Origin of the sequence: Rhodovulum sp. MB263, assembly GCF_002073975.1 — a bacterium.
Lineage (GTDB): Bacteria > Pseudomonadota > Alphaproteobacteria > Rhodobacterales > Rhodobacteraceae > Rhodovulum.
In genome coordinates this window covers 1842336-1862808 of the sequence record NZ_CP020384.1, presented here as the reverse complement: position 1 = coordinate 1862808, position 20473 = coordinate 1842336, and the positions used below count along the sequence as shown (strand labels likewise).

Annotated in this window: 22 protein-coding genes; 10 read left to right on the top strand and 12 right to left on the bottom strand. The window is 67.8% G+C overall.

The annotated features are described in order from the left end of the window. Window positions 1-81: 81 nt before the first annotated feature. The 6 genes from B5V46_RS08755 to B5V46_RS08735 all read right to left on the bottom strand — a co-directional run bounded on the left by B5V46_RS08755 (window position 82) and on the right by B5V46_RS08735 (window position 3693). Window positions 82-285 carry a hypothetical protein gene (locus B5V46_RS08755; RefSeq protein WP_080616249.1) on the bottom strand — a complete coding sequence of 68 codons (204 nt, stop codon included), beginning with the start codon at window positions 283-285 and terminating at the stop codon, window positions 82-84. Between the two features lie 343 nt (window positions 286-628). Beyond that, window positions 629-988 carry a hypothetical protein gene (locus B5V46_RS08750; RefSeq protein ID WP_080616248.1) on the bottom strand — a complete coding sequence of 120 codons (360 nt, stop codon included), beginning with the start codon at window positions 986-988 and terminating at the stop codon, window positions 629-631. A 66-nt stretch (window positions 989-1054) separates the two neighbouring features. Beyond that, entirely contained in the window at window positions 1055-1180 is a 126-nt protein-coding gene (locus B5V46_RS20655; protein WP_255377962.1) for a hypothetical protein, read from the bottom strand. 198 nt (window positions 1181-1378) lie between these two features. Further along, window positions 1379-1774 carry a DUF6497 family protein gene (locus B5V46_RS08745; RefSeq protein ID WP_080616247.1) on the bottom strand — a complete coding sequence of 132 codons (396 nt, stop codon included), beginning with the start codon at window positions 1772-1774 and terminating at the stop codon, window positions 1379-1381. Further along, window positions 1771-2100 (bottom strand): hypothetical protein, encoded by a 330-nt coding sequence (locus tag B5V46_RS08740; protein WP_231119271.1) that lies wholly within the window; start codon window positions 2098-2100, stop codon window positions 1771-1773. The genes B5V46_RS08745 and B5V46_RS08740 overlap by 4 nt, the downstream gene beginning before the upstream one ends. A 60-nt stretch (window positions 2101-2160) precedes the next feature. Further along, complete coding sequence (locus B5V46_RS08735) at window positions 2161-3693, bottom strand: acyl-CoA carboxylase subunit beta (protein ID WP_080616245.1); 1533 nt, start codon at window positions 3691-3693, stop codon at window positions 2161-2163. Window positions 3694-3885: 192 nt separating this feature from the next. On the opposite strand from B5V46_RS08735, the gene B5V46_RS08730 reads away from it, so the two are divergent. The 3 genes from B5V46_RS08730 (at window position 3886) to B5V46_RS08720 (ending at window position 7003) form a co-directional block, all read left to right on the top strand. Beyond that, window positions 3886-4236: a DMT family protein gene (locus tag B5V46_RS08730; protein WP_080616244.1), complete on the top strand. Its 351-nt coding sequence runs from the start codon at window positions 3886-3888 to the stop codon at window positions 4234-4236. 48 nt (window positions 4237-4284) lie between these two features. After that, window positions 4285-5529, top strand: a complete 1245-nt coding sequence (locus B5V46_RS08725) for a multidrug effflux MFS transporter (RefSeq protein ID WP_080616243.1) — start codon at window positions 4285-4287, stop codon at window positions 5527-5529. Between the two features lie 70 nt (window positions 5530-5599). Further along, on the top strand, window positions 5600-7003 hold the full coding sequence (locus B5V46_RS08720) for a short-chain fatty acyl-CoA regulator family protein (RefSeq protein WP_080616242.1): 1404 nt from the start codon (window positions 5600-5602) through the stop codon (window positions 7001-7003). Window positions 7004-7033: 30 nt separating this feature from the next. Here B5V46_RS08720 and B5V46_RS08715 read toward each other — a convergent pair whose 3' ends face one another. The 4 genes from B5V46_RS08715 to B5V46_RS08700 form a co-directional block, all read right to left on the bottom strand. Continuing rightward, window positions 7034-7600 (bottom strand): hemerythrin domain-containing protein, encoded by a 567-nt coding sequence (locus tag B5V46_RS08715; RefSeq protein ID WP_196774380.1) that lies wholly within the window; start codon window positions 7598-7600, stop codon window positions 7034-7036. Between the two features lie 48 nt (window positions 7601-7648). Beyond that, entirely contained in the window at window positions 7649-8566 is a 918-nt protein-coding gene (locus tag B5V46_RS08710) for a DMT family transporter (RefSeq protein WP_080617993.1), read from the bottom strand. Window positions 8567-8612: 46 nt separating this feature from the next. Then, a complete protein-coding gene (locus tag B5V46_RS08705) occupies window positions 8613-9857 on the bottom strand; it encodes a methyl-accepting chemotaxis protein (protein ID WP_080616240.1) in 1245 nt (414 codons plus the stop codon). Between the two features lie 529 nt (window positions 9858-10386). Further along, on the bottom strand, window positions 10387-11127 hold the full coding sequence (locus B5V46_RS08700; protein ID WP_080616239.1) for a YebC/PmpR family DNA-binding transcriptional regulator: 741 nt from the start codon (window positions 11125-11127) through the stop codon (window positions 10387-10389). 136 nt (window positions 11128-11263) lie between these two features. On the opposite strand from B5V46_RS08700, the gene B5V46_RS08695 reads away from it, so the two are divergent. From B5V46_RS08695 to B5V46_RS08670, 6 genes are all read left to right on the top strand, one after another. Continuing rightward, window positions 11264-13045, top strand: coding sequence for an SLC13 family permease (locus tag B5V46_RS08695; RefSeq protein WP_080616238.1), 1782 nt, complete (start codon window positions 11264-11266; stop codon window positions 13043-13045). A 70-nt stretch (window positions 13046-13115) separates the two neighbouring features. Then, the gene (locus B5V46_RS08690; protein WP_155773994.1) at window positions 13116-14060 is read left to right on the top strand and encodes an endonuclease/exonuclease/phosphatase family protein; all 945 of its coding nucleotides are present in this window, start codon (window positions 13116-13118) and stop codon (window positions 14058-14060) included. A 460-nt stretch (window positions 14061-14520) separates the two neighbouring features. Continuing rightward, window positions 14521-15204: a tyrosine-protein phosphatase gene (locus tag B5V46_RS08685; RefSeq protein ID WP_080616236.1), complete on the top strand. Its 684-nt coding sequence runs from the start codon at window positions 14521-14523 to the stop codon at window positions 15202-15204. Window positions 15205-15209: 5 nt separating this feature from the next. Beyond that, window positions 15210-16952 (top strand): ABC transporter ATP-binding protein, encoded by a 1743-nt coding sequence (locus B5V46_RS08680; RefSeq protein ID WP_080616235.1) that lies wholly within the window; start codon window positions 15210-15212, stop codon window positions 16950-16952. 38 nt (window positions 16953-16990) lie between these two features. Then, the gene (locus B5V46_RS08675) at window positions 16991-17749 is read left to right on the top strand and encodes a folate-binding protein YgfZ (protein WP_080616234.1); all 759 of its coding nucleotides are present in this window, start codon (window positions 16991-16993) and stop codon (window positions 17747-17749) included. Then, the gene (locus B5V46_RS08670; RefSeq protein ID WP_080616233.1) at window positions 17742-18542 is read left to right on the top strand and encodes a fructosamine kinase family protein; all 801 of its coding nucleotides are present in this window, start codon (window positions 17742-17744) and stop codon (window positions 18540-18542) included. The genes B5V46_RS08675 and B5V46_RS08670 overlap by 8 nt, the downstream gene beginning before the upstream one ends. A 33-nt stretch (window positions 18543-18575) precedes the next feature. On the opposite strand, the gene efp is transcribed toward B5V46_RS08670, so the two are convergent. After that, the gene (gene efp / locus B5V46_RS08665; RefSeq protein ID WP_080616232.1) at window positions 18576-19139 is read right to left on the bottom strand and encodes an elongation factor P; all 564 of its coding nucleotides are present in this window, start codon (window positions 19137-19139) and stop codon (window positions 18576-18578) included. 214 nt (window positions 19140-19353) lie between these two features. Between efp and B5V46_RS08660 the strand changes: the two genes are divergently transcribed. Then, window positions 19354-19674 carry a DUF6280 family protein gene (locus B5V46_RS08660; protein ID WP_080616231.1) on the top strand — a complete coding sequence of 107 codons (321 nt, stop codon included), beginning with the start codon at window positions 19354-19356 and terminating at the stop codon, window positions 19672-19674. A gap of 191 nt (window positions 19675-19865) precedes the next feature. Here the strand turns inward: B5V46_RS08660 and B5V46_RS08655 are convergent, their stop codons facing one another. Continuing rightward, window positions 19866-20471 carry a hypothetical protein gene (locus B5V46_RS08655; RefSeq protein ID WP_080616230.1) on the bottom strand — a complete coding sequence of 202 codons (606 nt, stop codon included), beginning with the start codon at window positions 20469-20471 and terminating at the stop codon, window positions 19866-19868. Window positions 20472-20473 lie beyond the last annotated feature (2 nt).

Genomic DNA, 20473 nt, shown 5'->3' with positions numbered 1-20473 from the left:
AAGCAAAGGGCCACCGGGGCGCGCAGCCCCGATGACCCTCACAAATTCTCGTCCGACGGGCCCGGGGCCCAGCGGTTCAGATCAGCGGCAGACGCCCGCGTCGTCACACATGGCGCCGCCGAGCGCGCCAATTGCTGCCCCCGCCGCGACGTTGGTGTCCAGCACATCCGCGATGAGCGCACCGCCGAGCCCCCCCGCGACGGCGCGCTGGCTGTCATTGGACATGTTGCACCCGGCCAGCAGGACAGCTGCGGCCAGAACGGCGAGAAACTTTGGACTGGGCATTCTACTCCGCCTCCACGGATCTTGGTTTTGCGCCCACAAGATACCGGCAAGTGACGGGGCGCGAAACGGAAATACGCAAAGGCCAGCCACCGGCGGGCGACAATCCGCCTTGTGGCTCGGGTCCGGGCGCGGCTTGAGAAGAGGGTCGGCCTGACCCTGAAAAAAGGGTCAGGCCTAGGGGTTGGGGAATGATAAGTATAAAAATGGACAGTCCGGTCTAGGGGTGAACGACCGTTCTGCCGTGTAAGACTGTTGCCGGAACCCGAACAAAAGAAAAGGCCACAACGCAAGGGAGAGCGCATTTGAGCGGAGTCCCGCCGATCGCCGGGAAGGGCCAGCCGTTTCACGCCGGTCCTCCGCCGCCGAAAAGCTCGGGGAAGGCGGCCCGGGCGCAGTCGATATCGACTCGCAGCAGCGCGTCATAACTTTCCGGATCGAACGGCTCTTCGGCCGCCACCACCTCGCGGCCCAGCAGCCAGGACAACCGGCCCGCATCGAGATTTCCGCGCTCGAAGGGCGCGTCGCCGAACTGCTCGATCAGCGCGGCCAGAAAGCCCGCATCGGCGCGGCGATCGGCAGGGCGCCGGTCGGCATAGCGCTCGCGCGCGATCAGACGGGTGGCCCCGTCCTTGTTCGCGCGGCGGATGGTGAACTGGAAATCGGTTCCCGGCAGACGGGAGGGAAAGCCCTTGTGTTTCAGCATGACGCGCCTCCGTAAGGATCGGGGCGCGGCAAAGCTGGGGCGGGACAGGCCCGCCCCGCGCCCAGATCAGTATTTGTTGTAGGTCGGCTCGGGCTGGACCGGCTCGACATAGACCACTTCTTCCTTCTGGGCGCAGGCCGCGACGAAGGCGACGAGCGAGAAGGCGAAAAGGGTTTTGACACTCTTGGACATGGGACACTCCCGTCTGTTTCTGGCGCGGGACCGAACCCGACACCTGCCTGTGGAAAGGCCGCCTTGCCGCGACCTCCCGGGAGGATAGCCCAATCTTTCAGCTTTGCACATGCCACCGCTGCAACACGCGAAGGTTGTGGCAAAACCGGCGCATGGCCGGGCGCGACAGCGGCCGGACGAAGGGAATGCGGCATCGTCTCAGAACCCTTCCCAGATGCAGCGTCCCGCCTCGGGGCGGTAGGCCTCGAAGAACTGCGTGGCCTCGGGATCGGGCTGCCCGAAGGGCACCGGGCGGTCCATGAGCGTGATGACGATCTGCGCCGGTTCGGGGCCGGAGTCGGCCAGCCGCGGCAGCGCGTATTCCGCGCAGAGATAGTCCATGTCGCCCTGCGCCAGCGTGGCCGGCATCCTGGCCAGGTCACGCGCGATACCGGGGACGAGAAAGCGGAACCGCACCGTCAGACCGGCCGGTCCCGGCTCGCCGGTGATGGTGTCGAAATGGGTGGCCGACTGCCCCGAGGGCAGCTCGACGACCTCGCCGGTCGCCCCCAGAGCCAGCACCGCCCCGGCCAGAAGGAGCCCGCGCAGGATCATGCCCCGGGCTCCAGCCGCGCCTGTGCCAGCCAGCGGGCGCGATGGGACGGGCTGGTCAGCAGGGCGGCGATTTTCCGCTCGCAATCGGATCGCGGGAAAGGGGCTGCGGCGCGACCTCCGGCGCTTACCCGCAGCCCCTGCCCCTCCTCCTCAACCGTGACCACGGGCGAAAACCCGCGCAGATCCTGCAGCATCCGCCACAGATCCTGACGGATCTGCAGGGCCAGCCGTCCCTTGCGGGCGCGCGGGAAGGCCGCGCTCGCGCACAGGTCGAAGCGCACGGGAAGCTGCCGCGCCATCGTCAGCGCGCCCTCCTCCCGCAGCATGTGCCAGCCCCTGGAGTCCATGGAAGTCCTCTGCCTCGGCCCTTTCTGCGGGCCCTTGCCTCAAAGCGGAATGTTACCGTGCTTCTTCCACGGCGTCTCGCGGCGCTTGCCGCGGAGCGAGGCGAAGGCGCGGCTGACGCGGCGGCGGGTCGAATGCGGCTGGATCACCTCGTCGATGAAGCCGCGCTCGGCCGCCACGAACGGGTTGGCAAAGCGGTCCTCGTAATCCTTCGTACGGCCCGCGATCTTCTCGGCATCGCCCAGCTCCGAGCGGTACAGGATCTCGGTCGCGCCCTTGGCCCCCATGACCGCGATCTCGGCGGTGGGCCAGGCATAGTTGAAATCACCCCGCAGGTGCTTCGAGGCCATCACGTCATAGGCCCCGCCATAGGCCTTGCGGGTGATCACGGTCACCTTCGGCACCGTCGCCTCGCCATAGGCAAAGAGCAGCTTGGCGCCGTGCTTGATGACCCCGCCATATTCCTGCCCCGTCCCGGGCAGGAAGCCCGGCACGTCGACGAAGGTCAGGATCGGGATCTCGAAACAGTCGCAGAAGCGCACGAAGCGCGCGGCCTTGCGCGAGCTGTCGATATCGAGGCAGCCGGCCAGAACCATCGGCTGGTTGGCCACGACGCCCACGGTCTGGCCTTCGAGCCGGACGAAGCCGGTGATGATGTTCTTGGCGAAATCGGCCTGGATCTCGTAGAAATCGCCCTCATCCGCGACCTTCAGGATCAGCTCCTTCATGTCATAGGGCGTGTTGGCATTATCGGGGATCAGGGTATCGAGGCTTTCATCCACCCGGCCGGGCTTGTCGAAGAAGGGCCGGACCGGCGGTTTCTCGCGGTTGTTCAGCGGCAGGAAATCGACCAGCCGGCGCACCTCGTAAAGCGCCTCGACATCGTTCTCGAAGGCGCCATCGGCCACCGAGGATTTCTTGGTATGGGTCGAGGCCCCGCCCAGCTCCTCGGCGGTGACCACCTCGTTGGTGACGGTCTTCACCACATCGGGGCCGGTGACGAACATGTAGGAGGAATCGCGCACCATGAAGATGAAATCGGTCATCGCCGGGCTGTAGACCGCGCCGCCCGCGCAGGGCCCCATGATGACCGAGATCTGCGGGATCACCCCCGAGGCCTCGATATTGCGCTGGAACACCTCGGCATAGCCCGCCAGCGAGGCCACGCCCTCCTGGATGCGTGCCCCGCCCGAATCGTTCAGCCCGATCACAGGGGCGCCGTTCTGCACCGCCATATCCATGATCTTGCAGATCTTCTGGGCATGCGTTTCCGAAAGCGAACCGCCGAAGACGGTGAAGTCCTGGCTGAAGACATAGACCATGCGGCCATTGATCGTGCCCCAGCCGGTCACCACCCCGTCGCCATAGGGACGGCTTTCCTCCATGCCGAAATCGGTGCAGCGATGGGCGACGAACATGTCGAATTCCTCGAACGAGCCCTCGTCCAGCAGCAGCTCGATCCGCTCGCGCGCCGTCAGTTTGCCCTTGGCGTGCTGGCTGTCGATGCGCCGCTGGCCGCCGCCCAGACGGGCGATGCTGCGGCGGCGCTCGAGTTCGTTGAGGATATCTTTCATCGGCGATGCCCCTTGCGGAAATTTTCGGCAACCTACCCATGCAATGAGCTTCATCAAAGTGTTAAACGGTAAATTTGCAAATCATTTTCCGCCACCCTCCTGCATATTGCAAATTCGCAAAGCAACTGGACGATACCGACCGGCATACCATATCGCGTGAGGCCCGCCCCCCCCTGTTGCCGGAGCCACCCCATGCCCGCCCTGCCAGTACCGGTCGTCACGATCGGCCTTCTCGTCCTGTCCAACCTCTTCATGACCTTTGCCTGGTACGGTCATCTCAGGTTCAAGGCCGCGCCGCTGGTCGCCGTCATCTTCATAAGCTGGGGCATCGCCTTCTTCGAATATCTGCTGCAGGTGCCGGCGAACAGAATCGGCTACGGGCATTTCTCGGCAGCCCAGCTGAAGACCATCCAGGAAGTCATCACCCTGACCGTATTTTGCGGGTTTTCAGTCCTTTACCTCAAGGAGCCGTTGCAGTGGAACCATGCGCTCGGCTTCGGTTTCATCGCGCTCGGCGCGTTTTTCATCTTCCACCGCTGGTAAGTCCCGATGTCGCTGGACAAGCCCCCGGCCAGAGCCTAATCCCAAGACATGTCGACGCACCCCCGGGTCCGTTTCCTGGACCGCACAACCCCCCCTCATGTGATCACCCTGGTTGCGCTGGCAGGCCTGCCCGCGCTGACCATCAACATCTTCCTGCCCTCGCTGTCGAACATGGCCGTGCATTTCGACACCGATTACGCGGTGATGCAGCTGTCGGTCGCGACCTATCTGGCCGCGAACGCGGTGCTGCAGCTGTTCATCGGCCCGATTTCCGACCGCTATGGCCGCCGCCCGGTGCTTCTGATCTCGATCGCGCTGTTCCTGCTGGCGACGCTTGGCTGCATCCTCGCGCCCTCGGCCGAGGCCTTTCTCGGCTTCCGCATGGCACAGGCAGTGGTCGTCACCGCCATGGTCCTCAGCCGCGCCGTGGTGCGCGACATGGTGGCCGACACCCAGGCCGCCTCGATGATCGGCTATGTCACCATGGGCATGGCGCTGGTGCCGATGATCGGCCCGACCATCGGCGGGGTGCTGGACGAGCTCTGGGGCTGGCAGGCCACCTTCCTCGCGCTGCTGCTGGCAGGCGTGGGCGTGCTGGCGCTGACCTGGGCCGATCTGGGCGAGACCGCCACCCCTCGCGACGTGAACCTGATCGACCAGTTCCGCCAGTATCCCGAACTGGTCCGCTCGCGCCGCTTCTGGGGCTATGCGCTGACCGCGGCGCTGTCCTCGGGCGCGTTCTTCGCCTATCTCGGCGGCGCCCCCTTCGTCGGCAGCCATGTCTTTGCCCTGTCGCCCTCGCTGCTCGGGCTCTATTTCGGCATCGTCGCGCTGGGCTACATGACGGGCAATTTCATCTCGGGGCGCTATTCGGTCCGGGTCGGCATAAACGGCATGATCTACTGGGGCGCGCTGATCACGCTGGCAGCCCCCCTGCTGTCGATGACCTTCTTCGCGACGGGGACGACCCAGCCCATCGCCTTCTTCGGCGCGATGGCCCTGCTCGGGATCGGCAATGGCATGGTCCTGCCCAACGCGATCGCGGGCACGCTGTCGGTCAGGCCGCATCTGGCGGGCACGGCAAGCGGGCTTGGCGGCGCGATCATGATCGGCGGCGGCGCGGCCCTCTCGGCGCTGGCGGGCGCTCTTCTGAAACCCGGCACCGGCGCCTGGCCGCTCCTGGTCATCATGGCCACGACCTCGGCGCTGGCGGTGATTACCGTGCTTTACGTCCGCTGGGTAGACCGTCGCGCCGGGCCGATCCTGGCGATGCCGCCCAAGGACACGCCCTGAGCCGCGCTTGCGTGCCGGCTTTGCAAAAGCTAGGAAAGACCTCAGCTAATCGGCAAAGCGAGGGGTCGCGATGGCGACGCGCAAACTCTATGCAGGCGTCAAGCTGCGCGAGACGCGGTCGCGGATGGGGCTGACCCAGAAGGATTTCGCAATCCGGCTGGGGATTTCGCTGCCCTATCTGAACCAGATGGAGAACAACAACCGTCCGCTCTCCTCGACGGTGCTGCTGGCGCTTGTCTCGGAATTCGGCTTCGACGTGACCGAGCTGTCGGAGGGCGATGCCGAGCGGCTGGTCAGCGACATGCGCGAGGCGCTGGCCGATCCGGTCTTCGGCGATCTGGCGCCGCCGCTGGCCGATCTGCGGCTGGCCGCCTCGAACGCGCCGGCGCTGGCGCGCGCCTTTCTGGAGCTGCACCGCGCCTATCGCCAGAGCCATGAGCGGCTGGCCTCGCTCGACGAGGCGCTGGGGCGCGAGGACGCGCCGCTGGGCCCGTCGCCCTGGGAAGACGTGCGCGACTTCTTCCATTATTGCGACAACTATATCGACGCGGTCGACCGTGCGGCCGAGCGCTTCGCGCGCGGATCAGATACCGGCGCCGACCCCGAGCAGCGTGCCATGGCCGCCCTCGAGGCACAGGGTATCTCCTTGTGCCTGAAGGATATTCCCGGGCTCAGGGAGTATGACGAGAACACCCGCACGCTGACCCTGTCCAACCATCTGCGCGGCCCGACACGGCGCTTTCAGCTGCTGCACCAGCTTGCGCTTCTGACCCAGTCGCAACTGCTCGAGGCCACGCTCGATCTTGCCCGGTTCCAGAGCCCCGCCGCCCGTGCCATCGCCCGGATCGGCATGGCGAACTATTTCGCCGGGGCGGCGCTTCTGCCCTATAACCGCTTCCTCGAGGCCGCGCAGGAGACCCGGCACGATCTGGAACTGCTGGCCGACCGTTTCGGCGCCTCGATAGAGCAGGTGGCGCATCGGCTCTCGACCCTGCAGCGCCCGGGTGCCAAGGGGCTGCCCTTCTATTTCGTGCGGGTCGACCAGGCCGGCACCATCACCAAGCGCCATTCCACCACAAGGCTGCAATTCGCGCGTTTCGGCGGGGCCTGCCCGCTCTGGAACGTGCACCGCGCCTTCGAGACCCCGGGCCGGTTCCTGCGCCAGCTGGCCGAGACCCCGGACGGGCTGCGCTATATCTCGCTGGCCCGCGACGTCTCGAAGCCCGGCGGCGCCTGGCGCGCGCCGGTCCGGCGCTATGCCATCGGGTTGGGCTGCGAGGTGCGCCATGCCGATCAGATCGTCTATGCCGACGATCTGGATATCGACAATGCCGCCGCCTACGAGCCGATCGGAATCTCCTGCCGGATCTGCGAGCGCCGCGACTGTCACCAGCGCGCGGTGCCACCGCTGGAAAGACGGCTCACGGTCGATGCGAACCGGCGCGGCCTGCTGCCCTATGAGGTCGCGGACTGAGTGACCGGGCCGGGGCCCGCAAGCCGCCGCTCAGGCCTCCAGCGCCACGCCATGGCGCAGCAGGATCGGCAGGACGATATCCTCCTCGTCGGTCAGGTGGCGGTCGAGACAGGAGCCGAAGCGCGCCAGCCGAAGCTGCAGCCATCCGATACGCCTCTCCAGATCCGCAGGCCCGACCCGGATCAGCTCTGCCACCGCCGCGGCAAGTTCCTTCAGGTGAAGGTCGAGGGCCTGATGATCGGCATCCAGCATGGCGAAAGCCGCCCCGAGGCCGGGCTCGAAGGTCACGAGGCGAGGGAAGTAATGCAGCTCTTCGACCTTCTGATGACCGTGAACCTCGTTCAGCAGGATGGCCGCATCGCGCCGAACCGCCCGGATCCCGGCCTCTGGCGGCGCCCCGGCGCTTGCCAGGTCCCGGGCGCCGTCCTCCATCCGCGCCAGAAGCATGCGGAACATCCTGTGCCGGTCGAGCCAGAAACGGGTGGAGGCGTGGTCGGGGGGCCGGCTGGCCCAGACCGCCCGCGGGCAGGCATCGAGCAGTTCGCGCAACGCCTCCGGCAGATCCTCGCGAGGATCGAGTACGGAAATATCATGCATTTCCATGCATGTTAGCGCCGCACCCGCGCATCGCAAGCCCATGTTACCCTACGTTTCGGGCGCTCCGGCAGGCGGCGTGACGATGCGGCGCTTGCGGACCGCCTCGCGCCAGGTGATGAAGACCACCGATCCGATGATCAGTCCCCCGCCCAGCAGCACCCAGCCGTCGACCGCCTCGCCGAAGGCAAGCCAGCCGACCAGCGTGGCCCAGACCAGCTGCAGGAAGGTGACGGGCTGGGTCACCGTCAGCGGCGCCGCGCGGAAGGCGCGGGTCATGGCGTAATGCCCGGCGGTGGCGAAGAAGGCCACGAAGAACAGCCCCAGCACCTGCTGCCAGCTCGGCGCCACCCAGACCGCAAGCGCCAGCGGCGCCAGCACGATGGTGACCGTGAGCGACATCATCGCCACCACCACCGAGGCCTCGTCGCGCTCGCTCAGCCGCTTGGCGGCAAGATAGGAGATCCCGAACAGAACGGCCGTGAACAGCATCGCGACATGGCCGTCCGAGATCTCGCGAAAGCCCGGGCGCAGGATCACCAGAACCCCGAGGAAAGCAACCGCGATGGCCAGGATGCGGCGCGCGGCCAGCCGCTCGCCGAACAGGAGCGCCGCCCCGATGGTCACATAGATCGGGTTGAGATAGTTCATCGCCGTCACTTCGGCGACCGGGATCCGGGTCATCGCGAAGAACCAGCACATGACCCCCAGCGCATGCGCAAGGCCACGCCCGCCGTAAAGAGCGAGCCGCCCGCGGTCGATCCGCGCATCGGAAAGCCGGCCCAGCATCGGCAGCAGGAAGACGAGCCCCAGCAAATAGCGCAGAAAGGCGGATTGGGCCGCCGGAAGCCCCTGTGCCGAGAGCTTCACCAACGCGGTCACCGCGACGAAACTGATCCCGGTCACCAGCATCCAGAGGATCCCCGCGACCGGATTCCCGCCCTCTCCGGGCACCGACTGCATAGCCATGCCCCGGCTTGCCATGCCGACGCGCCCGGCGCAACTGCCGCGCCTTTCACGCGGTCACGGCCGCGCCTGCGGAGGGCGGATCGGCCAGGTCCGGGCGCAGGCGCTGGACCAGCGTGCCGCCGGTCTCGACGATCAGCTTCATGCGCTCTTCCATCCGCACCATCTCGGCGATGGCGCCCTTCAGCGCCTCGGTGTCGTCGCCCAGCGCTGCGAGCCCCTCGAAAAGCCGCTGGCTCGCCGCGATCTGGGCCTCGGCATTGACGATCACCGCCGAGAGATGCTCGAGCAGACCGGCCGCCTGCGGCGTCTCGCCCGCGCGTTCCAGTGCCGCGTCGAGATCGGCAACCGCGCCCCGCATCGCCTCGAACCAGGCCCGCGACAGCAGCGGCTCGCACTTGGCGTTCAGCATCGCCTCGCGTTCGAGCCGCCGCATGCCGCAGACCAGCCGGTCGACCTGAGCACGCAGATCGCCCTGCACCGAGACGATGTCGTCATTGACCCGCACCACCTTGCCCAGAACCGCGTTCAACTCGTCGATCAGGCGGTTGATGCGGTCGAGAAACAGGTTGAGGTCATGCGCGAGCGCGCCGAATTCGTCGGCGCTGCGCACCTCGGCCCGCTCGCTCAGCGTCCCGAAGGCGCGGGCAAGCCCCGCCACCGTGCCGCGCAACCGCAGAAGCGGCTCCATCCGTACCCTGAGGATCAGGAACAGCAGAACCGAATGCAGCACGATCTTGCCCAGAGCGAGCCCCGCGCTGAGCGTCACCTCGTCAAGCCAGGCGGCGATGTCGCGCGACAGGTAATCGCGCACCGTCACCCGGCCCAGCACCTGCCCGACCTCGGCCTCGGCATGACAGGTCAGGCAGAAGGTCTCTGCCGCGATCTCGACCTCTGCCTCGCGGAACCGGCCCTCGGGCCAGGTCCCGGCCGGAATGCCCGCGGGCGTGAAGCCGAACAACGCCTCGATCGAGCGCACCGTGACCGGCGCGGGTTCGATCACGATCTTGTAGCCCAGATCGTCCCAGTTGCGCCTGAGGATCGGATACATCGTGCGCGCCGCGACCGGCCCGCCCTCGTTGCGCATGATGGCACGGACGCTCTCGGCCAGATCCTCGGCCACGTTCTGGGCGTCCTCGGCGCCGCGGGTCTCGAAACTGTAATAGACCAATGCCGCCTTCAGCGCGAATTCAAGCACCGTCACCGCCAGGAGGACCAGGAAGAAGTCCTTGATCATGTGGATCAGGAACGATTTGTCGAAACGTCCGATCGCGTGGCTGGTACGCTCGCCCATCGACCCTGTCCCCCCTGCCCGGCCCGGTCACCTCTTTCAGTTTAGGCAGCCGCCACCGCACACGCCAAGCGGGAATTTTGCCCCTTCGCGGCGCGGCCCGGAAACAGGACGGCCTTTGGGATCGCCAGGGCGGTCGCGCCATGCCGGGTCCGTTGCGCCGACGGATATCCTGTCGCCAGGGCAAGGGCTTGAGATCGGGGCGATGTACCCCGGGGGATGATCCATCCTCGGAGGTTTTCGGGCGAGGCATGAGCGCGGCGCTGCCGATCCCGTGCCAGACACTGCCCGCGCCCGGCCGGGCGGTGGGTTGGAAGGCGGGTTGGGACCCGCGCGGTCTGGCCGCGGGCAGATCTGGCCCGATCAGAACCACGGCTTGTCTCCGGCAGGCATGCCCGGCAGTCCGGTGCCGGCCGCGATGGGCAGAGATTACCGCCGACCCCGCCTTCGGGTTCGACGTTGCAGAAGCTGAAATGACAGCCGCGCGGACCCGGTCGGACCCGCGCGGCACGATCTTGCAAAGCCGTCCGGCTCAGAGCTGCTCGAGCACCTCGTCGCTGGCCGAGAAATTGCTGGTGACGTGCTGGACGTCATCGTCATCCTCGAGCGCGTCGATCAGCTTCATAAGCTTCTGCATGCCCTCGAGATCCATCTCGGTCGTGTTCGCGGGCTTCCAGATCAGCTTGGTCGACTCGCTCTCGCCCAGATCGGCCTCGAGCTTGGTGGCGACCTCGTTCAGGTCGGTATCGGCGGTGTAGATCACATGCTCGTCATCCGAGCTTTCGACATCCTGCGCGCCCGCTTCGATCGCAGCCATCATCACCGTGTCGGCATCGCCCGCCGAGCCCGGGTAGACGATCTCGCCCATCCGCTCGAACATGAAGGCGACCGAGCCGGTCTCGCCGAGATTGCCGCCGAACTTGGTGAAGGTCGAGCGCACGTTCGAGGCGGTGCGGTTGCGGTTGTCGGTCATCGCCTCGACGATCACTGCCACCCCGCCGGGGCCGTAACCCTCGTAGCGGATTTCCTCGTAATTGTCGCCCTCGCCGCCCATCGCCTTCTTGATGGCACGCTCGATATTGTCCTTGGGCATGGACTGCGCCTTGGCTTCCTTGATCGCCAGACGCAGGCGCGGGTTCTTGTCAGGGTCCGGGTCGCCCATCTTGGCGGCAACGGTGATCTCCTTGCTGAACTTGGAGAACAGCTTGGAGCGCGCCGCATCCTGCCGCCCCTTGCGGTGCTGGATGTTCGCCCATTTGGAATGGCCTGCCATGGATCCCCACTTGGCTTTCTGAAATTGACGGGGCTCTCTATATGTCAGGCGGACATGGACCTGCAAGCCTGCTCGGGGCGTTGGGAAAGGCGAAACCCTCCGGCGCCCGGGCGCCGGACAGCCGGGAGACCCCTGATTGACCCAGGACCAGTTCATTCTGTTCGCCCTATTCGCCACCGTCTTCGTCGCCCTGATCTGGGGCCGCTGGCGCTATGATCTGGTGGCCTTCGGAGCCTTGATGGCCGCGGTGCTGCTGGGCGTGATCGAACCCGACCGCGCCTTCGAGGGCTTCGGCCATCCCGCGACGCTGGTGGTGGCGCTGGTGCTGGTGGTCTCGGCCGGGCTGGTGCGCTCGGGCGCGGTCTATCTGATCACGCGGACGCTGGTGAACAGCGCCCGCGGGCTCGGGCCCCATATCGCGATCATGGGCGGCATCGGCGGGCTGCTCTCGGCCTTCATGAACAATGTGGCCGCGCTGGCCCTGCTGATGCCGGTCGACATCCAGACCGCGCGCAAGGCCGGCCGCGCGCCGGGGCTGAGCCTGATGCCCCTGTCCTTCGCCACCATCCTGGGCGGCATGGTCACGCTGATCGGGACGCCGCCCAACATCATCATCGCCACCTTCCGCCAGGACGCGACCGGCCAGGCCTTCCGCATGTTCGACTTCGCCCCCGTGGGGGGCGTCGCGGCGCTGGCGGGTATTGCCTTCGTCGCGCTGGTGGGCTGGCGGCTGATCCCCAAAAGCGCCGGGCTCGACGCCTCGGCCGACCCGATGTCGGACTATTCCTCCTATATCGCCGAGCTGACGGTGCCCGAGGGCTCGAAGCTGATCGGCCAGCGGCTTGCCGATCTCGACCCCGAGGCCGAAACCAACGACGTCGCCCTGCTGGGACTGGTCCGGGGCGGCAAGCGGCTTTACGGGCTGCAACGCGGCACCGCGATGGCCGCGGGCGACTCGCTGGTGATCGAGGCCAGTCCCGAGGCGCTGGACGAGTTCCGCGCGGCGCTCTCGCTCGATTTCGCCGAAGGGGCCAATCAGGAACGGCTCAAGGCCGAGGGGGCCGGGCTGAGCGTGATCGAGGTCGTGGTGCCCGAACAGGCGCGGATCGCCGGACGCTCGGCCCAGCTTGTGGGGCTCGCCTGGCGACGACGCACGGTGCTTCTGGGGATCTCGCGCCAGGGCCGCCCTGTCCGCCAGCAGATCCGCAAGACCAAGGTCAGGCCCGGCGACATCCTGCTGCTCCTGACCCCGCAGGACGTGGCCCAGGACGTGGTCGAGTGGCTCGGCTGCCTGACCCTGGCCGATCGCGGGCTGGCGGTGACCGATACCCGCAAGACCTGGATCGCCATCGGGCTGTTCGCGGCGGCGGTGGCGGCGGCCAGCTTCGGGCTGGTCGATCTGACCATCGCCATCGGGCTGGTCGTGCTGGGCTATGTCCTGGCCCGGATCATCCCCATCAACGAGGTCTATTCCCATATCGAATGGCCGGTCGTGGTGCTGCTGGGCTCGATGATCCCGCTTGGGGTGGCGCTCGAGGAGAGCGGCGGCACCCGGCTGATCGCCGAGACCCTGATCGGGCTGACCGGCGACATGCCGCCCTGGGTGATCCTGACCGCGCTGATGGTGGCGACGATGTGCCTGTCGGATGTGCTGAACAATACCGCGACGACGGTGGTCGCGGCCCCCGTCGGCATCCAGATGGCCCAGACGCTGGGGGTCAGCCCCGACCCGTTCCTGATGGCGGTGGCGGTCGCGGCCTCCTGCGCCTTTCTCACCCCGATCGGGCACAAGAACAACACGCTGATCCTCGGGCCCGGCGGCTATCGCTTCGGCGACTACTGGCGGATGGGGCTGCCGCTGGAGCTGATCGTGATCGCGGTCTCGGTGCCGATGATCCTGCTGGTCTGGCCGTTCTGAGCGGCGCCGGCTTGACGAGGGGCCTGCGCTCGGTCAGTGCGGAAGAAGGGGCGGCGGCTGGAGGCGGGCCTTGATCTGGAAGCCTGAGCTATCGGGAGCACTGGCGATGGCGGCGGCGCTTGCGCTGGTCGCGGGCGCCGGGGCGCGGTTCATCCCCGGCAGCAGCGCGGCCGGGCCGCTGGCGCGCATCCTCGACTCGCTTGCGCCCTGGCTCCTGGCCGGCGCCCTGATGCTTGCGCTGGGCGCCACGGCTCTCGGGCTGTGCCGGCTCGGCCCGGGGCTCATGGCGGCCGCTCTGGTCGCGCTGGCCGGGCTCGGAGCGCTCCATCTGCGCCAGAGCCTGCCCGCCCTGCCCGGTCAGACGCCCGACCTGCGCATCCTTTTCTTCAATGCCTGTATCGAGAATGAGCTGCCCGCCGAGACCATCGTCAGGGCCGCGCTGGGGCCGGACCCCGATATCATCATCTTTGCCGAGGCCGAGGCGATCGCCGCGGCGCTGCCGCTGCTGCAGGCGCGCTACGACTTCGTCTCGCCCTGCCAGCCCGGCGCCTGCCAGATCGTGCTGGCCGCGCGCAGCCGGCCCAGGCGGTTCTGGACGATGTCGCTGAATCCGGCCTGGCCCGACCGCTATGCCGTGGCCGAGATCGAGACGGCGGGCGGCAAGCGGGTCTTTCTGGCGGGCCTCCAGCTTCTCAAGCCCTGGATGTCGGGACTGGCGGATACCGAGCTCGAGCGGCTGACCGCCCAGCTTGGCTGGCTGCCCGGCCCCGCCGTCGCCATCGGCGATTTCAACGCCGCGCCCTGGAGCCGGACGCTCTCGCTGATCCATCGCGACACCGGCATGGCCACCGCCCGCCTGCCTAGGGCGACCTGGCCCGTGGCCGCAGGCCGGTTCGGGGTGCCCATCGATCAGGTGCTGGTCGGCGGTGGCGCGCGGCTGGTGCGCCTCAGCCCCTTCGGCGAGGATCTCGGCTCGAATCATCGCGGCCTGCTGGCAGAGATCACCCTGCCCTGACCGGCCCAAGCCCCTGTCAGCGAAAACCGAACCGGGCCGGTTTTCCTCCCGCCGCAGCGGCGACCGGGCGCCACGGAACCGCCAGAACACCGGCCTCCCGGCGGACGCCTTGGCCCTGCGATTAAGCTGCGCTGTCTTTCCCGCCTTGCCGTGGCTCCGGCCCCTGCGACGAGATCTCAGGAGACCCTCGCCCAGAGCGGGCGAGGAATCCCCCGGAAGAGACGCGCGCGAACCCGCACCGGCATGACAAACCGGGCATCGCAAGACGACAGTGGCCGCCTACTGGATACCCCAAGAGGCGGGTCCGAGCCCCGTCGGACGGCCTCCGGGTTTCCCTCGCTTCTGCCCCCGCCCCGGACCGGACCCCGGGCGGGCGGGCGGCCCCTCGCCACCAGTTGCTTGTCAGGGCCATGGTTTCGGGCTATCTCGCGGCCTCGTGCCCCCGAACCGAAGGCCTGCGATGTTCGACCAGCTGAAAACCCGGTTCGCGGCGCTCGAACGTCGGATGACCGAGCGCCACGGCACAGATCTGAGCGTCCCGGGCGCGCGCCGGGCCGCGCTTTGGCATTTCCATCTGATGGATCACGGCTTGCTGCGCATCCTCTGGACCAATCTCGTCGAGATCGCGCCCGGGGTCTGGCGCTCGAACCAGCCCTCGCCCGCGCGGCTGCGGCGCTATCGCGACATGGGCATCCGCACCGTGATCTCGCTGCGCGGCAGCGAGCGACCGCATTCGCACTGGTTGCTGGAAGAAGAGGCCTGCGCCGCGCTGGGGCTCCGGCTCGAGGCGGTGACGCTGAAGGCCCGCCGACTGGTCCCCCGAGAGACGCTGCTGATGCTGCTCGACCTCTTCGACCGGGCCGAACGCCCGATGGTGATGCATTGCAAGTCGGGCTCGGACCGGGCGGGCCTTGCCGCCGCGCTGTATCTCATCCATGCCGGGGGCACACCGGTCGCCGAGGCGCGCCGGATGCTGAGCTGGCGCTTTCTGCACAACCGCCGCTCGAAGGCGGGCGTGCTCGATCTGGTGCTCGACCGCTACGAGGCCGACACCGCCCGCAGCCCGATGACGCTGCGCGACTGGATCTCCACCCGCTACGATCCGGACGCCATCAAGAGCGATTTCAAGGCGGGACGGAGCTAGACATCATGGCGGGCGGCGCCCAAATCTTCGGTTGGCTCTGGCGCGGATATCTGCGCCGCCATTCCCTGACCATCGGCATCGCGCTGACGCTGATGACCATCGAGGGCGCCTCGCTCGGGCTGCTCAGCTACAGCTTCAAGCCGATGTTCGACCGGATCTTCGTCGCGGGCGAGCGGAATGCCATTCCGCTGGTGGCGGGGGCGGTGCTGGCGATCTTCCTGGCCCGCGCGCTCAGCGGCTTCGGCCAGCGCGTGCTGATGGCCCGCGCCGGGCTTTCGATCACCGGCGAATTGCAGAAGGACATGGTCGAGCATCTGCTCGGGCTCGACGGCTCCTATTTCCAGCGCACTCCCCCCGGCGGGCTGATCGAGCGGGTGCGGGGCGACACCACCGCCGCCGCCAATGTCTGGAACACGGTGCTGACGGCCTCGGGACGCGATTTCGTCTCGCTGGTCTCGCTGATGGCGGTGGCGCTCTCGATCGACTGGGCCTGGACCCTGATCGCGATGGCGGGCATCCCGCTTCTGGTCGTGCCGATCATGGTGCTGCAGCGCTGGATCAGGCACACCGCCCGGCTGGCCCGGGTGCAGGCGGCCGAGATCGCGGGCCGGCTCGACGAGATGTTCCACGGCATCGTCACCATCAAGCTGAACCGGATGGAGCGGCGCGAGCAGGGCCGTTTCGGCGCCAGCGTCGCGGGCTTCATCGCCTCGCAGCTGCGCGCCCAGGCGGGCCAGGCCGGCATGCCCGCGCTGGTCGATATCGTCGGCGGGCTCGGTTTTGCCGCGGTGCTGATCTTCGGCGGCCTGCAGATCATCGAGGGCGACAAGACCGTCGGCGACTTCATGGCCTTCTTTACCGCCATCGCGCTGGTCTTCGAACCCTTGCGGCGGCTCGGCAACGTGTCGGGTGCCTGGCAGGCCGCGCTGGCCAGTCTCGAACGCATCCATGCCATCTTTGAGGAACGCGCCACCATTCTGGATCCGGCCCGGCCGAAACCGCTGCCCGCCCCGGCCGAGCGCTGCGATCTGGCGCTGGAGGATGTGCATCTGAGCTATGGCGAGACGCCGGTGCTGCGCGGCCTCGACCTGACCGCGAAGGCGGGCGAGATGACTGCGCTGGTCGGTCCCTCGGGCGCGGGCAAGTCGACCGTCTTCAACCTGCTGACCCGGCTGATCGAGCCGCAATCGGGTCGCGTCGCCATCGGCGGCGTCGCGGTGGGGGATCTGGCGCAGGCCGATCTGCGCGATCTGTTTTCGGTCGTCACCCAGGAGGCGCCGATGTTCGATGACAGCCTGCGCGACAATATCTGCCTCGGCCGCGACGTCTCCGAGGCACGTCTGCGCGAGGTGATCGAGGCGGCCCATATCGACGAATTCCTGTCCGGACTGCCCGCGGGGCTCGACAGCCCTGCCGGGCCGCGCGGCTCGAACCTCTCGGGCGGGCAGCGCCAGCGTGTGGCCATCGCCCGCGCGCTGCTGCGCGACGCCCCGATCCTGCTGATGGACGAGGCCACCTCGGCGCTTGACGCGCAATCCGAACGCGCCGTGCAGGAAGCGCTGAGCCATCTGGCGCAGGGCCGCACCACGCTGGTGATCGCGCACCGGCTGGCCACCGTCCGCGACGCCGACCGGATCGTGGTGATGGAGGCGGGCCGGGTGCGCGAAGAAGGCCGCCATGACGATCTTCTGGCCAGGGGCAGGCTTTATGCCGGGCTCTACCGCTTGCAATTCGCCACCGAGTCCTGACACCTTCGGGCCGAGAACGGCACGGGGAGAAGACAGCCATGACAGGCGAAGAGGCAGCGGACAGGACGGTGCTTGCGATCACCGGCGCGGATCGCGTGAAATTCCTGCAAGGGCTCGTGACCAATGACATCACGGCGCCCGAGGGACGGCTTGTCTATGCCGCGATGCTGACGCCGCAGGGCAAGTATCTTGCCGATTTCCTGCTGAGCGCGCGCGACGACACGATCCTGCTCGACGTCAGGGCCGATATCGCCGAGGCGCTGGCCCGGCGGCTGTCGCTCTACAAGCTCCGGGCCGATGTCCGGATCGCCCCGGCCGGGCTCCATGTCCATCGCGGGCTTGACGAGCCGCCCGAAGGCGCCCTGCCCGATCCGCGCCACGCGTCGCTTGGCTGGCGCGCCTATGCCGGAACACCCGGCACCGCCCCCGCCATCGACTGGGACAGGATCCGGGTGGCCGAGTGCATTCCCGAGACCGGGATCGAGCTGATCCCCGAGGAAAGCTACATCCTCGAAGCCGGGTTCGAGCGGCTGAACGGCGTCGATTTCCGCAAGGGCTGCTATGTCGGCCAGGAGGTCACCGCGCGGATGAAGCACAAGACCGAGCTGCGCAAGGGCCTGGCCACGGTGGGCGTCGAGGGCTCGGCCCCGCCCGGCACACCGATCGAGGCCGGTGGCAAGGAGGCCGGGCGGCTCTTCACCCAGGCCGGCGATCTGGCCATCGCCTATCTGCGCTTCGACCGGGTCGCGCCCCGGATGACGGCGGGGGCGGCGACGGTGCTCTGGCCGGATGGCTGAACGGGCGGCGCTGGAGGCACTGGTCGGCGCCGCCATCGCCCGCAGCCTGCCCCTGCAGGGCGGCGATCTTTCCCGGGTGCTGCGGCTCGATCTTGAAGACGGCCGCCGGATGGTCGCGAAATCGGGCCCCCGGGTCGCGACAGAGGCACGGATGCTTCGGGCCATCGCCCGGGCGGGCGTGCCTACACCCGCGGTCATGGCCGAAGGCGGCGGCTGGCTCCTGCTCGAGCATCTCGACGAAGCGCCGGCCTCGGCCCCGGGCTGGGGCGCGCTCGGCCTGGCGCTTCTGCGACTGCACAGGGCGACGGGAGAGACCTATGGCTGGGACGAGGATCACGGCTTCGGTCCGGCCAAGATCCCGAATGCCGCCTGCGCCGACTGGCCCGGCTTCTGGGCCGAGCGCAGGCTTCTCGCCTGGCCCGAAGCGCTGCCCGCCGACATTGCCCTGAGGGCCGAAACCCTGGCTGCCCGGCTCGACGGGCTGGTCCCGCGCCATCCTCCGGCGGCCCTGCTGCATGGCGATCTGTGGACGGGGAACGTGCTGTTCACACAGCAGGGGGCCGCGCTGATCGACCCTGCCTGCTATTACGGCGATGCCGAGGTCGATCTGGCGATGCTGGACCTCTTCGGCAGCCCCGACCCCGCCTTTCGCGCCGCGTATGGCTCCCCTGCCCCGGGCTGGCCCGAGCGGCGCGCGGTCTATCAGCTCTGGCCCGCGCTCGTTCATCTGCGGCTGTTCGGCGGCGGTTATCGCGGTCTGGTCGAGCGCTGCCTGGAAACGCTCGGGGCCTGAGCCGGGGCCCCGGCAGGATGCGGGGATGCGGCCTCAGGCGCGGGCCGAGTATTCCATGGTCTCGGTATTGACGACGATGTCTTCCCCCGGGCCGATGAAGGGCGGGACCATCACCCGGACGCCGTTTTCCAGCATGGCGGGCTTGAAGCTCTTGGCGGCGGTCTGGCCATTCACCACCGGCTCGGTCTCGGCGATCCGGCAGGTGACCTTGGCCGGCAGCGTCGCATTCAGCGCCTCGGCCTCGTAATATTCGACGACCACGGTCATGCCATCCTGCAGGAAGGCCCGGCGATCCCCCAGAAGATCTGCGGGCAGCTCGGTCTGTTCGTAGCTGTCGGTATCCATCACCACGAGCATGCCATCGGCTTCGTAAAGGAACTGCTGGTCGCGGCGCTCGAGTTCGACCCGGTCGACCTTGTCGGCACTGCGGAACCGCTCGTTCAACTTGCTGCCGCTGCGCAGGTTGCGCAGCTCAACCTGGGCGAAGGCCCCGCCCTTGCCGGGCTTGACGTGATCCACCTTCACCGCGGCCCAGAGCCCGCCGTCATGGTCGAGGATATAGCCCGGACGAATTTCATTACCGTTGATCTTCGCCATACGGAAACCCTTAACAGACGGTTGATAGGAATTGCGCCGGACCTATATCTTGCGGGAGCTGGGCTGGCAAGACGACTAGATCGGGGACTGTCTTTTGCAAGCCATGCACTGAGCGCATGGCCGACCTGCAAAATGAAGAATACCGAATCACGACAAATGCGTCATATTCGGCCGCACGCCCGAAATGCAAGAGCAAGAATAAAAGGACGACGAGATGGTCGATTTCGTTGATGGCACGGCGTTCAATCACGAACAGGGGCATCGTGCCCGAAAATTGTTCGCTGCTGTGGTGCTCGCCGCGTTGGACGACGCGATCGCGGACGACAAGAAATATGGCAACGGCCCTGAACAGATCGCGCGCTGGGCGCGGTCCCGCGATGGCCGCGAAGTCCTGTCCTGCGCCGGTATCGACCCGAACGAACGGGTTGTGCGCGGCCTGATGGAGTTCGTCGCACGCGGCGTCCGGACCTCTGTTGCCCTGTCGCGCGAAGAAAGCGAACGACGCCACAGCCAGGAACAGGCCGAAGCCGCCTGACCCGCCTGCGAGCTTTCCATGCGAATGGCGCGCCCAAAAGGGCGCGCTTTTCGCGTTTCTGACAAGGTTGATCGTCCGGGACGATCCGGGCCCGGCGAGATCAGCGCCAGTCGGACCGGGGATCGGCCACGCGGGCGTGCATCATCCGCGGGCGTCGAGGCGGCTGACCGCAATAATACGTCGGGAAAAGATCAGTCGAGATCGCGTTCGGCAAGCGCGCGGGCGATCTCGCGGCGCACCATCTTGCGCAGGTTGCGACCGATGCCCTCGCCCAGCGTACCGCGCAGCTCCTGCCGCACGACCTCGCGCACGATATCGGACACCATCACGCGAAGCGCGGCCTCGTCGCCGCCTGCCGCTGCCGGACCGGCAGACACAACCTGCGCCTTCCCGACCCAGGGCACCGAGGGCAAACCCTCTTCGCATTCGGGGTCCCAATCGGCATCGACCCCGGCCATGGCGGCCTCGAGCTCGGCGATGCGGCGTTCGAGCGTAACCGCGTCGCGCCGGTTCGCCTCGGCCAGATCGGCCACCGAAACGGTCCGCGGCCCGGGAGGAACCGCCTCCCGGGTGGCCCGCAGGGCCGGCGCGCCGGGATCATGCGGCAGGGGCCCGCGCAGCAGCACCGGCATCGGCCGCGCCGGAGCGGGCTGGTTCTCTGGTTCCGGACGGACACGCAGGTTGGGCGTCAGCACCAGCCGCGCCAGACGCGGCTCGTTGCGCGGCGGCGCAGGCTCCTGCGACGGCTCTGCCGGGCGGACCCCGGCAGTGTCGGCGATGCTGCGCAGTTCAACCATGG

What these genes read in the sequence shown, in the direction of transcription:
- B5V46_RS08745 (WP_080616247.1), bottom strand. Translation starts at nt 1,774, where the DNA reads ATGATCCTGCGCGGGCTCCTTCTGGCCGGGGCGGTGCTGGCTCTGGGG.
- B5V46_RS08655 (WP_080616230.1), bottom strand. Translation starts at nt 20,471, where the DNA reads ATGGTTGAACTGCGCAGCATCGCCGACACTGCCGGGGTCCGCCCGGCA.
- B5V46_RS08725 (WP_080616243.1), top strand. Translation starts at nt 4,285, where the DNA reads ATGTCGACGCACCCCCGGGTCCGTTTCCTGGACCGCACAACCCCCCCT.
- B5V46_RS08755 (WP_080616249.1), bottom strand. Translation starts at nt 285, where the DNA reads ATGCCCAGTCCAAAGTTTCTCGCCGTTCTGGCCGCAGCTGTCCTGCTG.
- B5V46_RS20655 (WP_255377962.1), bottom strand. Translation starts at nt 1,180, where the DNA reads ATGTCCAAGAGTGTCAAAACCCTTTTCGCCTTCTCGCTCGTCGCCTTC.
- B5V46_RS08670 (WP_080616233.1), top strand. Translation starts at nt 17,742, where the DNA reads ATGGCTGAACGGGCGGCGCTGGAGGCACTGGTCGGCGCCGCCATCGCC.
- B5V46_RS08675 (WP_080616234.1), top strand. Translation starts at nt 16,991, where the DNA reads ATGACAGGCGAAGAGGCAGCGGACAGGACGGTGCTTGCGATCACCGGC.
- B5V46_RS08685 (WP_080616236.1), top strand. Translation starts at nt 14,521, where the DNA reads ATGTTCGACCAGCTGAAAACCCGGTTCGCGGCGCTCGAACGTCGGATG.
- B5V46_RS08740 (WP_231119271.1), bottom strand. Translation starts at nt 2,100, where the DNA reads ATGCTGCGGGAGGAGGGCGCGCTGACGATGGCGCGGCAGCTTCCCGTG.
- B5V46_RS08705 (WP_080616240.1), bottom strand. Translation starts at nt 9,857, where the DNA reads ATGGGCGAGCGTACCAGCCACGCGATCGGACGTTTCGACAAATCGTTC.
- B5V46_RS08720 (WP_080616242.1), top strand. Translation starts at nt 5,600, where the DNA reads ATGGCGACGCGCAAACTCTATGCAGGCGTCAAGCTGCGCGAGACGCGG.
- B5V46_RS08715 (WP_196774380.1), bottom strand. Translation starts at nt 7,600, where the DNA reads ATGCATGATATTTCCGTACTCGATCCTCGCGAGGATCTGCCGGAGGCG.
- B5V46_RS08680 (WP_080616235.1), top strand. Translation starts at nt 15,210, where the DNA reads ATGGCGGGCGGCGCCCAAATCTTCGGTTGGCTCTGGCGCGGATATCTG.
- B5V46_RS08735 (WP_080616245.1), bottom strand. Translation starts at nt 3,693, where the DNA reads ATGAAAGATATCCTCAACGAACTCGAGCGCCGCCGCAGCATCGCCCGT.
- B5V46_RS08730 (WP_080616244.1), top strand. Translation starts at nt 3,886, where the DNA reads ATGCCCGCCCTGCCAGTACCGGTCGTCACGATCGGCCTTCTCGTCCTG.
- B5V46_RS08660 (WP_080616231.1), top strand. Translation starts at nt 19,354, where the DNA reads ATGGTCGATTTCGTTGATGGCACGGCGTTCAATCACGAACAGGGGCAT.
- B5V46_RS08700 (WP_080616239.1), bottom strand. Translation starts at nt 11,127, where the DNA reads ATGGCAGGCCATTCCAAATGGGCGAACATCCAGCACCGCAAGGGGCGG.
- B5V46_RS08750 (WP_080616248.1), bottom strand. Translation starts at nt 988, where the DNA reads ATGCTGAAACACAAGGGCTTTCCCTCCCGTCTGCCGGGAACCGATTTC.
- B5V46_RS08710 (WP_080617993.1), bottom strand. Translation starts at nt 8,566, where the DNA reads ATGGCTATGCAGTCGGTGCCCGGAGAGGGCGGGAATCCGGTCGCGGGG.
- efp (WP_080616232.1), bottom strand. Translation starts at nt 19,139, where the DNA reads ATGGCGAAGATCAACGGTAATGAAATTCGTCCGGGCTATATCCTCGAC.